Annotated in this window: 8 protein-coding genes, 1 tRNA gene and 1 rRNA gene; 8 read left to right on the forward strand and 2 right to left on the reverse strand. The window is 72.5% G+C overall.

The window, feature by feature from the left end:
• Positions 1 to 145: 145 nt before the first annotated feature.
• From rrf to EDF64_RS04865, 4 genes are all read left to right on the forward strand, one after another.
• Positions 146 to 262 (forward strand): 5S ribosomal RNA (gene rrf, locus EDF64_RS04850).
• A gap of 136 nt (positions 263 to 398) precedes the next feature.
• Entirely contained in the window at positions 399 to 1,886 is a 1,488-nt protein-coding gene (gltX, locus tag EDF64_RS04855; RefSeq protein WP_133518961.1) for a glutamate--tRNA ligase, read from the forward strand.
• 11 nt (positions 1,887 to 1,897) lie between these two features.
• Positions 1,898 to 2,875, forward strand: a complete 978-nt coding sequence (locus EDF64_RS04860) for an NAD(P)/FAD-dependent oxidoreductase (protein ID WP_243736258.1) — start codon at positions 1,898 to 1,900, stop codon at positions 2,873 to 2,875.
• A gap of 44 nt (positions 2,876 to 2,919) precedes the next feature.
• Positions 2,920 to 2,991: transfer RNA gene (locus EDF64_RS04865), tRNA-Gln, on the forward strand.
• 134 nt (positions 2,992 to 3,125) lie between these two features.
• Here the strand turns inward: EDF64_RS04865 and EDF64_RS04870 are convergent.
• Together EDF64_RS04870 and EDF64_RS04875 are read right to left on the reverse strand one after the other, a co-directional pair.
• On the reverse strand, positions 3,126 to 4,010 hold the full coding sequence (locus EDF64_RS04870; RefSeq protein WP_133518962.1) for a glycoside hydrolase family 16 protein: 885 nt from the start codon (positions 4,008 to 4,010) through the stop codon (positions 3,126 to 3,128).
• Positions 4,000 to 6,180, reverse strand: coding sequence for a hypothetical protein (locus tag EDF64_RS04875; RefSeq protein ID WP_133518963.1), 2,181 nt, complete (start codon positions 6,178 to 6,180; stop codon positions 4,000 to 4,002). The genes EDF64_RS04870 and EDF64_RS04875 overlap by 11 nt, the downstream gene beginning before the upstream one ends.
• Before the next feature lie 293 nt (positions 6,181 to 6,473).
• Between EDF64_RS04875 and EDF64_RS04880 the strand changes: the two genes are divergently transcribed.
• The 4 genes from EDF64_RS04880 to EDF64_RS04895 all read left to right on the forward strand — a co-directional run bounded on the left by EDF64_RS04880 (position 6,474) and on the right by EDF64_RS04895 (position 12,850).
• On the forward strand, positions 6,474 to 7,805 hold the full coding sequence (locus EDF64_RS04880; RefSeq protein ID WP_208108838.1) for a glycosyltransferase family 2 protein: 1,332 nt from the start codon (positions 6,474 to 6,476) through the stop codon (positions 7,803 to 7,805).
• 153 nt (positions 7,806 to 7,958) lie between these two features.
• Positions 7,959 to 10,775, forward strand: coding sequence for a non-ribosomal peptide synthetase (locus EDF64_RS04885; protein ID WP_133518964.1), 2,817 nt, complete (start codon positions 7,959 to 7,961; stop codon positions 10,773 to 10,775).
• 273 nt (positions 10,776 to 11,048) lie between these two features.
• A complete protein-coding gene (locus EDF64_RS04890) occupies positions 11,049 to 11,879 on the forward strand; it encodes a glycosyltransferase family 2 protein (RefSeq protein ID WP_133518965.1) in 831 nt (276 codons plus the stop codon).
• Complete coding sequence (locus tag EDF64_RS04895; protein WP_133518966.1) at positions 11,876 to 12,850, forward strand: glycosyltransferase family 2 protein; 975 nt, start codon at positions 11,876 to 11,878, stop codon at positions 12,848 to 12,850. The genes EDF64_RS04890 and EDF64_RS04895 overlap by 4 nt, the downstream gene beginning before the upstream one ends.
• Positions 12,851 to 12,899 lie beyond the last annotated feature (49 nt).

Consider the following 12,899-nt stretch of genomic DNA (forward strand, 5'->3'; position numbering starts at 1 on the left):
ATTTCCCACACTTTCGGGTGTGGGGCTCGCGTCCACTTTGTGGTTCCCGACAGACGATCGGGAACATGAAACTGAATACCGCTACACCCGCATTCTTTGGGGTGTCAGCCGGGACAGCTTTCGGATCCGTTCGGGTCGAAGGTGTTCCGGTGGTCATAGCGAGAGGGAAACGCCCGGTCACATTCCGAACCCGGAAGCTAAGCCTCTCAGCGCCGATGGTACTGCAAGGGGGACCTTGTGGGAGAGTAGGACGCCGCCGGACTCAACGTGCAACACCAGGGAACCCCTGACCATCCGTGGTCAGGGGTTTTCTGCGTTTCGGGGCGCAAGCAGAGTGCTCGAGGCGGTTCTGCACAGCCTCGTGGTGGCCGGTGCACGGCCGGTAGGATCGACGAGTCATGACTGCGCCATTCACCACCGCCTCCGGCTCCGACGTCCGTGTCCGCTTCTGCCCGAGCCCGACGGGCACGCCGCACGTCGGACTCATCCGCACCGCCCTGTTCAACTGGGCGTACGCGCGCCACACCGGGGGCAAGCTCGTGTTCCGCATCGAGGACACCGACGCCGCTCGTGACAGCGAGGAGTCGTACGAGCAGATCCTCGACGCGCTGCGCTGGCTGCGGCTCGACTGGGACGAGGGCGTGGAGGCCGGGGGACCGCACGGCCCGTACCGGCAGTCCGAACGCGCGGACGTCTACGAGGACGTGATCGCGAAGCTCAAGGCCTCCGGGCACGTGTACGAGTCGTACGTCACCCCCGAGGAGATGGAGGCCCGCAACCGGGCCGCCGGCCGTGACCCGAAGCAGGGCTACGACAACCACGAGCGCGACCTCACCGAGGCGGAGCGTCAGGCCTTCCGCGACCAGGGGCGCGAGCCCGCGCTGCGGCTCCGAGTGCCCGACCGTGACCTGAGCTTCCAGGACCTCGTCCGTGGCGAGATCACGTTCAAGCAGGGCACGTTCCCGGACTTCGTCGTGGTGCGCCCGAACGGCAAGCCGCTCTACACGTTCACCAACCCGGTGGACGACGCCCTCATGCAGGTCACCCACGTGCTCCGCGGCGAGGACCTGCTGTCGTCGACGCCGCGGCAGATCGCCCTGTACGAGGCGCTGTACGAGGTCGGGATCACCGAGTACATCCCGGTCTTCGGGCACCTGCCCTACGTCATGGGCGAGGGCAACAAGAAGCTCTCGAAGCGCGACCCCGAGTCGAACCTGTTCCACCACCGTGCCGCCGGCATGATCCCCGAGGGCCTGGTGAACTACCTCGCGCTCCTCGGCTGGTCGATCGGTCCCGACCGCGACGTGTTCTCGATCACCGAGATGGTCGCGGCGTTCGACGTCACCGACGTCAACCCGAACCCGGCCCGCTTCGACCACAAGAAGGCCGAGGCGATCAACGGGGACCACATCCGGCTGCTCGACGCCGACGACTTCCGCGGGCGGCTCGTGCCGTACCTGTCCGACTTCGTGTCCGATCCGATCACGCCGGAGCAGCAGGCCGTCCTGACGAAGGCGGCGCCGCTCGTGCAGGAGCGCATGCAGCTCCTCGGCGAGGCACCGGCGATGCTCGGCTTCCTGTTCACCGCCGACGACGACCTCGTGGTCGAGGACGACGCGCTCGCGACGCTGAAGGCCGATGCCGGCGACGTGCTCCGGGCAGCGATCACGGCGCTCGAGCCGCTCGACGTCTGGACGACCGAGGCGATCGAGGGCGCGCTGCGCGAGGCACTCATCGACGGTCTCGGCCTGAAGCCCCGTCTGGCGTTCGGGCCCCTGCGTGTGGCCGTCTCCGGCCGTCGCATCAGCCCGCCGCTGTTCGAGTCGATGGAGATCCTCGGGAAGGACTCCACCGTCACCCGCCTCCGCCGCCTCGCGGACCGCTGACGGACCGCACGGTGGACGCTGCTCCCACTGCCGACCCCGGAGCGCCGGACGCCGGTGCACGGCTGACGGTCGACGTCGTCGTGATCGGTGCCGGCCCGGCGGGCCTCAGCGCCGCGCTCAACCTCGTGCGGGCACGGCGGACGGTCCTGCTCGTCGACTCGAACCGGCCGAGGAACGCGGCGACGCTCCGGTCGCACGGGTTCCTCACGCGAGACGGCGTCTCGCCGCTCGAGCTCCGGAAGCTCGGGCGCGCAGAGGTCGAGGGGTACGACGAGGCGACGGTCGTGCAGGCCGTCGTCGACCGGGTGACCCCGGACGGCGACCGCTGGCTCGTGCACGGATCCTGGCGCGGGGCCGAGGTCGAGGCATCCGCCCGGGCCGTGGTGCTCGCGACCGGGCTGCGCGAGGAGTTCCCCGCGCTGCCGACGCTCCGTGCGTTCTACGGCACCGCCGTGCACAGCTGCGTCGAGTGCGATGCGTACGAGAAGGCCGGTGAGCCGCTGGCGTTCATCTGCGAGACCGACGACGTCGTCGACCGCGCCCTCTTCATCGCCGCGTGGACCGACGACCTCATCGTGTACACCAACGGTGCCGACGTGCTCGACGACGCGGGCCGGGCGCGGCTCGCCGCCGAGGGCGTGCGTGTCGACGAGCGGCGCGTTGACGACCTCGAGGGGGACCGGTCCGGGATGACGGGCGTTCGCCTCGCAGACGGGCACGTGGAGCCGCGCACGGGCGGGTTCGTCCGCCCGCGCTGGTCCGCCGACCTCGACTGGGTCGACGCCGACCTCGTGCGCGACGCCGAGGGCCTGGTGGTCGTCGACCGCTCGGGCCGGACCGCGGTCGACGGGCTGTACGCGGTGGGTGACGTGACGCCGCCCGGGCCGGAGCAGCTCATCGTCGCCGCCGGTCACGGAGCCGTCACGGCGGCCGCGGTGCACCGAGACCTCGTGGGTGGTCTCACGGACTCTCGGGATGCTGTACAGTAGTTGATCGTGCCCCGGGCAACCGGGACCGAAGGCCTCCGGGCCTTTGGGGTATGGTGTAATTGGCAACACAGCGGTTTCTGGTACCGTCGTTCTTGGTTCGAGTCCAGGTACCCCAGCACTCAGAGAACAAGCCCCCGGGATCCCCGGGGGCTTGTTCCGTTTCCAGCCTCGTTCTCGTTCACTTCCGTCGCAGTCGGGCCCAGCACGACACGCCGACGGCGCCGATCAGGACCAGCGCCGCCGATCCGGATCAGGAACGCGCGCGGCTCTGCCGGTACGCCACGACCCAGTCGACCTGCACGTGCCCGGACGCGTTCGTCGGGACCTCGTCGTCGTGGATGATCGTCTCCGCCTGCAGGGTGACCCGCATCGGGGTGGTCGGGACCGCGCCGGTGACCGTGTCGAGCAGCTCGTCGTCCCAGAAGAAGCGCACGGCGTCGGCGGTCCACTCCACGGTCGCGACGTGCCAGTCCGTCTGCCCGCCCGGGACGACCGGCGGGTCCTCCGGCAGGAACGTCATCGCCTCGGTGTCGGGGTCGTAGCTACCGGGGATGGCCGACACCGGCCGGACGTCACCGGACAGGTCGCCCTCGGGCCAGTCGATCTCGCCCTCGTTCCAGTCGCCGGACAGCGGCCAGAGGATCATCACGAACTTGTAGCCGGGTACTTCGTCCGCGCGGTAGCGGATCGACACCCGCTGGTGCGTGTACGCGCGGTAGCCAGCCGGCAGCACCGTGGCGACGAGGGGCTGCGACCCGCTGCTCCGCAGGTGGAAGTCGAGCACCGAATCGTGCACGGAGACCACCTGGTCCGGCGCGTAGAGGCCCTTGCCCGAGGTGTCCCGCATGCCGCTGTACTCCGCCATCCGCGGGTAGACGGCGAGCAGCTCGCCGAGTCCGGCGTCGAGGTCGAAGTCCTGCGCGAGGTAGGGGACCCACCGGGTGCCGGCGGACTCGAGGGCACCCGTCGGCATCGCCTCGGCCCGCGCGTTCGACCCGCCGGAGCGCATGGGGAGCACCACCGACGCGGTCCCGGCGACGGCCGCCACCCCGAGGACGCCGGCGATGGTCGCGCCGCTCCGGATGAACGACCGTCGGGTCGTCATCCGGTGGCGCGCCCCCGGCTCATGCTGCATCGTTCACCTCGTAGATCCGGACACCGTCGCGGTCGTACCGGAGCGTCGACTCGGCGGCCACGGACCGCTCGATGGCGTCGATCTGCTCCGCGGTGAGGGTGCCCCGGGTGACCGCGTCCGCGCGCTGGGTCGCGGAGAACACGAGCCAGGCGTCGCCGCCGAAGTCGCGGTCCTGCAGCACGCCGGTGAGGTCCTTCGCGGTCATCCCCTTCGGGAACCACGCGGCCTCGCTCTGCAGCGAGTCGACCTGGCCCCAGTGCCGGAGGTAGTTCTCGTAGTTCCCGCCGATGATCGACGGGAAGCTGCCCACCGTGGTGAGGCTGTCGTCGGCGGCGAACCGGCCGTCGAGCCAGCGGGCCGCGGCGACGTCGGACGGAGCCGTCTGGTTCGCCTGCTCGGTCTGGAAGGTCGCCCCGACGAAGAGTCCGGTGGTGACGGTCAGCACGAGGGCCATGGCCGCGAGGCGGAGACGGCGTCCGTGGAACGCGTGCACGGCGGCGATCGCGAGGAACGGCGCCGAGAACAGGATGACGCGGAACTTCGCCTCACCGCCGTAGCTCTGCCCGAGCACGAGCACGATCGGGCACGCCGCGAGCCACAGGATGACGAGCGCACGCCGTGCATGCCCGGCCCGGACCATGCGCACGAGACCGACGAGCGCGCAGACGGCCACGAGTGCCGTGATCGCCAGGACGGCCCGGCTCTGCAGGGTCGTGGCGATCGACGGGATCGCGATCGAGGTCGAGGCGGCGGTCACGTTGCTCACCGGGTCGAAGCCGGTGATGAGCCCGAAGTGCTCCTGGATGTAGTCCAGGTTCGGGACGAGGTACAGCAGCGGCAGCAGCGTCAGCGGGACCGCCAGCCACCAGGGCCGCAGGAAGCCGAGGACGAGCAGCGGCACGAACGCGGCGATGACGACGAACGGCGTGAGCTGGTGCGACGCGGTGATCACGAACTGCATCAGGACGACGAGGACCGCGGCCGAGACGACCGCCGTGCGGGTGCGCGGCGCGATCGTGGCGGCGACGGGACCCCGGCGTGCGCGGAACACCCTGCCGGTCACCGTCGCGGCCCACCGGCCGACCGCGTTCGGCGTGCCGCGCAGGACGGTCAGCGCGACCAGGACGGCCGCGAGGAACAGGAAGAAGGCGAAGGCCTGGGGGGAGTAGTAGTCCTGCCCGACCCAGTTCGCCGCGCTGAACAGGACCGCGGCGACGACCGCCCAGCGGCCGGTCGCACCGAGCGCCCGGGCGATGCCGAGGACGAGTGCGCCGCCGGCGAGGGCGAACGCGAGCTCGGTCCAGCGCACCGGGTCGGCTGCGTCGAGGTGACCGGTCGCGGCGCCGAGGAACGCGCTGAACCCGAAGAAGCCCGGCCACCGGTTGTAGATGTCGATCGAGGGGTCGACCGAGCCGTGCTGCAGGATGTACGCCGTCACCGCGATGTGCTTGAACACCCACGGCGGACGCGGCTCCGCGGCGACCAGGTTCGTCGTGCCGTACATGACGAGCACGAGCAGACCCGACGACACCGCGCGGATGACCACGTGGTGGCGACGGTCGACCAGCGTGACGAGGGCCACGACGAACACCATGCCGGCACCCGCCCACCAGATCGCGGGCAGGGCGGTCAGCAGCCCCCACTCGCCGAGGGCCGTCGAGTCGGTCTGCGCGACCCCGACCGCCCAGAGCGCGAGGCCGGTGACGAGCACACCCGACGCGGCGACGGTGCGGACGAGCACCGCGGTCGGCAGGACCGCCCGCACCCGGACCGGACGCCGTCCGACGCGGGCGGTCTGGACGCCCTGGCCGAGCGACACCCACCCGGCGACGAGCAGCAGGAGGCCGGCGGCGGGCAGCGGGACCCACTGCTGCGTCCACAGCATCGCGAGGCCGACGGCCGCGTCGATCGCGGCACTGGCGGCGACGACGAGCGCGGCGCGACCGATCGGTTCACGGAGACCGAGGAGCCGGACGACGGGCAGGCCGGGCACGACCAGGAGCGCGACGAGGACGACGACCGTCCGGAGCGGGCCGGACGCGTCGGCCGCGATGAGGGCGGCACCGGCGAAGCCGAGTCCCGCGGCGACGAGGGACGGCAGCGGCGACGTCGGCAGCGCACGGGAACCGTGGCGGAGCGACATCCTGGTGGGGGTCGTGGTGGCGGTCAAGGTACGACCACCGCGATCGGCTGACGCATCGAGCGTCCCTTCGGGTCGGGGCCGAACAGTGGCGGCGGCCTGCGGATGTTCCGGACGATAGCCGCGGCGGTCGGGGCCGCGGGAGGCCGTCCCCCGGGAAGTGCGGAGGCCCTGCGGCATTGCGGGTTCACGCACGCGTCGGAGCCCCCGTGCGGGCGAAACCGCACCGTTCCCGATGCTCGTTGACGCCCGCCGCGTCCCCGGCGACGGTGGAGTCGCCGGCCCCGCCCGTGCACGTCCCCGACACGAGACAGGCTCTCCCCATGACCGACACCATCCCGCGCTCACGCACGCCCCGCGTGGTGCTCGAACGACCCATGTCGAGCACCGAGGCCCCGACCTGGAGCGGTGCCGTCTGGGTCGGCGCGATCGACCTCGCGGACGTCCCCGGCGACGACGCGGGCACGATCGGCCTGCGCGACGCTGCCGGACACCGAGCGGCCCGGCTCCTCGTGCGTGACGGCGTCGCGCCCCTCGGCTTCGTCGACCTGCCGGTGACGGGCGAGACCGTCGCGGTCGACGCCCTCCGTGCCGCGGTCGCCGCGCTCCCGCCGGTGCCGCAGCCGCCGGTGCCGGTCCGGCTGCCGAGCACGAGCGTCGTCCTGTGCACCCGCGACCGCGCCGACCAGCTCCGCGGAGCCCTCGACTCGCTGCTCGCCCTGGACCACCCGGACTTCGAGGTCGTCATCGTCGACAACGCCCCGTCCGACGACGCCACCCGCGAGCTGGTCGCCGCCCTGACCGACCCGCGGGTGCGGTACGTCCGCGAACCCGTCCCCGGCCTCTCGAGCGCCCGCAACGCCGGCGTGCGCGCAGCACACCACGGCATCGTGGCGTTCACCGACGACGACGTCGTGGTCGACCGGTCGTGGCTCCGTGCCGTGGCGTCCGGGTTCTCCCGCGGCGACGACGTCCTGTGCGTCAGCGGGCTCGTCGCGAGCGGGGAACTCCGCACGCCCACGCAGCGCTGGTTCGACGAGCGCGTGACGTGGTCACGGAACCTCGTCCCCCGCATGCACCGGCTCTCGGCTCCGCCCGCCGACCGCCCGCTCTTCCCGTTCGCCGTCGGCGACTACGGCACCGGGGCGAACTTCGCCATGCGCCGCTCGGCCATCCTCGAGCTCGGGGGCTTCGACGAGGCCCTCGGCGTCGGGACCGTCACCGGCGGGGGCGAGGACATCGACATGTTCTCCCGCGTGGTGCTCTCCGGCGGTGCCCTCGCCGTGGAGCCCGCGGCGCTCGTCTGGCACCGGCACCGCGCGGACCTCGAGGCGCTCCGGGTCCAGGCGCGCGGCTACGGCACGGGCCTCGGCGCGTGGCTCACCAAGATCGCGCTGCGGCCGCGCACCCTCGGCATGGCGCTGCAGCGCGCCCCGCGGGCCGTCCGCCACCTCGTCGTCGGCTCCGCCACCGAGACCGCGCCAGTGGACACCGCACCCGCACCGGTGGCCGACGCGCCCCTCGACGACGCCGCGTTCCTCCGCGAGGTCGGGCGGATGCGGTGGATCGAGCTCTGGTCCGTCGGCCGCGGAGTCGTCCGCTACGGGCGCTCACGACGGACGGTCCGCGTCCGGCAACGCTCAGCGGACCAGTAGCAGCGTCATCGCCGCAGCACAGCAGATCGCGAGGATGCGCCAAACCGCAGCTTCCCCGCACCCCGGCCACACCGGCCTCGATCGCACGCGGTCCCTCCGCGTACGGTCCTCGAAAACGCGCGCCGCCGGCACGCACGACCCAGGGGAGTCCCGATGCAGACAGGCCCGACAGTGCACCACCGGACGACCGAACCGGTGATCCCGCCCGCCGACGACGACTCGGTCGTCGATCGCTGGGCACGGGTCGTCGCCGCGGTGCCGGAGGCCCCGGCGCTCGCCGGAGCCGGGACCGCACGGACCTTCCGCGAGACGGACCGGACGGTCCGCTCGCTCGCCCGCGTGCTCGGCGAGGTGCTCCGCCCCGACGACCGGTCGGGCGCCGGGGTCGGACCCGAGCGGACCGGCGCGTCCGTCCCGGTGGGGATCATGGCCGGGCACACCACGGAGACCGTGGTCGGCATGCTCGCGCTCTTCGCCGCGGGCCGCACGGTCGTCGTGCTCGACGACCACCTGCCGGAGGCTCGCCTGCAGCACGTGGTGTCGCTGGCGGGGATCACCGAGGTCCTCGCCGACGCGGCGCGGACGGACCTCGCGGCGGCCGTCATGCGCACGGCCGGCACCGCCGGCACCGTCCACCACCTCGACACCCTGATCGACGCGGCGACGGACACGGACACGGACGCGGCCACGGCCACGACCACGCCGACGAACGCCGGCACACCGACGAACGCCGGCACGGCGGCTGACAGCGCCACCGCGACACGACGCCCCGGCGGCGCCGACCCGGCGGCGATCGTCTTCACCTCGGGGTCGACCGGCCTGCCGAAGGGCGTCGCGATGACGCACCGGCAGCTCCTCCGGAACGTCGAGCAGAGCGCCGTGAGCGCCGCCTACCGCCCCGGCGACCTGGTCGGCGTCGTCCTGCCCCTCTCCTTCGCCGCCGGCATCCTGACCACGCTCGACAGCATGCTCAGCGGTGCCGCGGCGGTCCTGCTGGACGCCCGTGACCTCGGCACCGAACGGCTCCTCGAGGGCATGGACACCGAGCACGTCACGGCCGTCGTGTGCACCCCGCACCTCCTGCGGTCGATCGTCTCGACGGTGAGCGACCACGGCCTGGCGACGGTGGACCCGCGTCGGACCGCGCGCGACGACGTGCGGCACCCGGCACTCGCACGCCTCCGCTTCGTGATGACGGTCGGTGAGCCGATCACCGGCACCGACGTGCACGCGGCCCGCCCGGTCCTCGGCGACCGGACGGTGCTGTGGAACGGCTTCGGGTCGAGCGAGATGGGTGCGGTCTCGTACTTCCCCGTCGGACCCGACGACGACGTCCCGACGGGCGTGGTGCCCGCCGGGTACACGCCTCCGGGCAAGACCGCCCGCGTCCTCCGCGAGGACGGATCCGCCGCCGCCGCGGGGGAGACCGGCCAGCTCGTCGTCGTCTCCGACGGCATGACCGCCGGCTACTGGGGTGCGCCCGAGAAGACGCAGGAGCACCTCGGCGTCGACGAGGACGGCACGCCGCTCTGGCGGCAGGGCGACCTCGCACGCCTCGAGGCGGACGGCTGCCTCGTCCTGCTCGGTCGCGACGACGACGCCGTGAAGGTGCGCGGCTACCTCGTGGAACCGAGCGAGGTGGAGGCAGCGCTCCGCGCCGTCGAGGACGTGCACGACGTCGTCGTGACCGCGCTCGTCGAACCGCCCGCCGTCACCCGGCTCGTCGCCTACGTCGTCGGCCGTCCCGGTCGACGCACCCCGGCGCCCGCGGCGCTGCGGCGTGCACTGCGCGAACGACTGCCCGAGTACATGGTGCCGGCGGCGATCGTCCCGATGCCCGAGCTGCCCCGCAACGAGCGCGGCAAGGTGGACCGGGCGAAGCTGCCGGGCGCCCCGTCGCTCGAGGTCGAGATGGTCGAGGGCGAGTACGACCAGTGGGAGCTCGTCGTCGGGCAGATCTGGGCCGAGGTGCTCGGACTCCGCGGCGTGCACCTCGACGAGGACTTCACGGCGCTCGGCGGCGACTCGCTGTCGGCCGAGGAGATGCTCGCGATCGTGCAGGCTCGGCTCGGCGTGGACCTCCGTGCCTCCGAGCTCCTCGAACAGCCCACCCTGCGCGCCTTCGCCCGCCGGGTGCGGGTCGGCGCGAAGTCGCTCCCGAGCCACCCCGACGTGGTGAAGGTCTCCGAGGCGCGGCAACCCGGACGACCGCCGGTGTTCTGCCTGAGCGGTGCCGGTGCCCTCGGCCTGACGTTCCTGCCGCTCTCCCGCTACCTGCCGGAGCACGACGTGTACGCGTTCCAGCAGCACGGCCTCGAGCGACGGGCCGTCCCGGACTGGAGCATCCAGCGGACGGCGCGGCGCACGGTCGAGCTCATGCGGATCGTGCAGCCCCGCGGCCCGTACCTGCTCGTCGGGCACTCCCTCGGGGGCCTCGTCGCACTCGAGGTCGCGAAGCTCCTGACCGAGGGCGGCGAACACGTCGAACACGTCGCGATCCTCGACACCTACCTGCCGCGGAGCAGCGCCGAACAGGCGCAGCTGCACTTCGGCCGGATGGAGCCGACCCCGATCCGGAACCCCGCGCTCCGAGCCGTCAAGCACGGCCTCGACCGGATGGCCAAGCGGATCCTGCCGGCCGGCGTCCCCGTCGGCGAGGAGTTCGCGAAGCGGGTCCGCGCGTACGGCGCCGGTGTGCTCCGCTACGGCGGGCAGAAGGACTTCGACGCGCTCTTCGACCAGGCGAGCATCGTCACGCGCCGCCACACGCCCACGCCCTACGCCGGGGCCGCCACGTTCGTGCTCGCGGACGGCAACCCCGACGTCGACGGCTGGGGCGACGTGCTCCGCGGGACGACCGCGACCGTGCGGATCGAGAGCGAGCACAGCTCGCTGCTCCGCGAACCCCACGTGGCCGAGCTGGCCGCCGCCCTCCGGACCGCCTTCACGACGGACCGACCGGGTTCCTGACCCGACCACAGGGCTCCCTGGAGGCGCGTGGCGACCCCGCCACGCGCCTCCAGTCCGTCCGACACCCCGACACACCCGTGCGGTGCGGCTTGCGGGTTCCCGTATCCCCGGTGGGGGGTCCGCAACCAGTGGCCGACCGCATTGACCAGCTTCGTCCCCCGGACGATGGTGGTCACAGCCCAGCGAACGGTGTTCCCCCGTTCCGTCGCCCACCCAGCGCCGGGGCCACCACGAGACCACTCCCGCATGCAGCCTGAACCCGACAGGAGCACCATGTCCGCCAGCACAGCCCGGCCCCGAGACCCCCGCGTCTCGGTCGTCATCCCCGCGAGGAACGAGGCCCGAAACCTCGAGATCATCCTCCCGATGCTCCCGCCCGTGTACGAGGTCATCCTCGTCGACGGCAACTCGGTGGACGACACCATCGCGACGGCGCAGCGCCTGATGCCGACGATCAAGGTCGTGCAGCAGACCCGCAAGGGCAAGGGCAACGCGCTCGCCTGCGGCTTCGAGGCCGTCACCGGCGACGTCGTCGTCATGTTCGACGCGGACTGCTCCGCGGACGCCGCCGAGATCCCGCGCTTCGTGCAGGCACTCGTCGACGGTGCGGACGTCGCCAAGGGCTCGCGGTACGCACCCGGCGGCGGCAGCGACGACATCACGATCATCCGTGGCCTCGGCAACAAGGGGCTCAACATGGTCTCGAACCTGCTGCTCCGCGCGAAGTACACCGACCTCTGCTACGGGTACAACGCCTTCTGGGCGGACACCCTGCCGACGATCGGCCTGCTGTCCTCGACGCTCCCGCAGCCGTCGGACGGTTCGATGCGATGGGGCGACGGGTTCGAGATCGAGACCATCCTGACCTGCCGCTGGTCCGCCGCGGAGTTCGCGATCACCGAGGTGCCGAGCCACGAGAAGCTCCGCGTGCACGGCACCAGCAACCTCAACGCGGTCAGCGACGGCATCCGCGTCCTGAAGTCGATCATGCACGAGCGTCGCCGCGCCCGCGAGGCGAAGGCCCGCATGCGCCTCATGCCGACCCCGGTCCAGGGCCTCGTCGTCCCGGCCGCCGTCCCGGCGATGGACGAGGAAGCGGCGTGAGCCTCCCGACGGTCGCCGTCGTCATCTGCGCGTACACGCAGCAGCGCTGGGGCGACCTGCAGGACTCGGTCGAGTCGGCGAAGCGCCAGCCGGCCGCGACCGAGGTGATCGTCGTGATCGACCACGAACCCGAGCTGTTCCGCCGTGCCGCGGCGCGGTGGCCGGAGCTCCGGGTCGTGGAGAACGCCGAGGACCGTGGGCTCTCCGGCGCCCGCAACACCGGTGTGGCCCTGACGGACGCCGACGTCGTCGCGTTCCTCGACGACGACGCCACCGCCGACCCGGACTGGCTCGTGCACCTCGTCGACGCGCTCGAGGAACCCGACGTCGTCGGCGTCGGCGGCCGTGCGACCCCGTCGTGGCCGACCGCGACCGGCGCCGGCCCGTACCCCGACGAGCTCCTCTGGATCGTCGGCTGCAGCTACGCCGGCCTGCCCACCGAGTCCGCCGACGTCCGGAACGTGATCGGCTCGAGCATGGCGTTCCACCGTGACGTCGTCCTCGCCGCCGGCGGGTTCCGGTCCGGCATCGGTCGGGTCGGCAACCACCCGCTCGGCTGCGAGGAGACCGAGCTGTGCATCCGCATCGCCCGGATCCGTCCCGGCGCCCGGATCCGCTTCGAGCCGCGCTCGAACGTCTCGCACCGGGTGTCCCCGGACCGCGTGACGATGCGGTACCTGCGGCGACGGAGCTACTACGAGGGCATCTCGAAGGCCGTCCTCAGCCGTCGGGTCGGGGCCCGCGACTCGCTCTCCAGCGAGTCGACGTACCTCACCCGCGTGCTCCCCGGCGCGGTGCTCCGCGAGCTCGGCGCCATCGGCCGCGGCGGGGGACTGCGCGCCCTGGCGATCGTGACCTCCGCCGTCTCCACCGTCCTCGGCTACGGCGTCGGACGCGTGTTCGGCACCGTCGTCGTCCGGGCTCCGGCGCCGGCTCCGGCGCCCGTGCAGCTGCCCGTCGCAGCACCCTGACGCGGATCCTCCCGCGTCGACCACCACCCGCACACCCACGCACAAGAAG

The sequence above is a fragment of the Curtobacterium flaccumfaciens genome, assembly GCF_004361695.1.
GTDB classification, from domain to species: Bacteria; Actinomycetota; Actinomycetes; order Actinomycetales; family Microbacteriaceae; genus Curtobacterium; species Curtobacterium flaccumfaciens_B.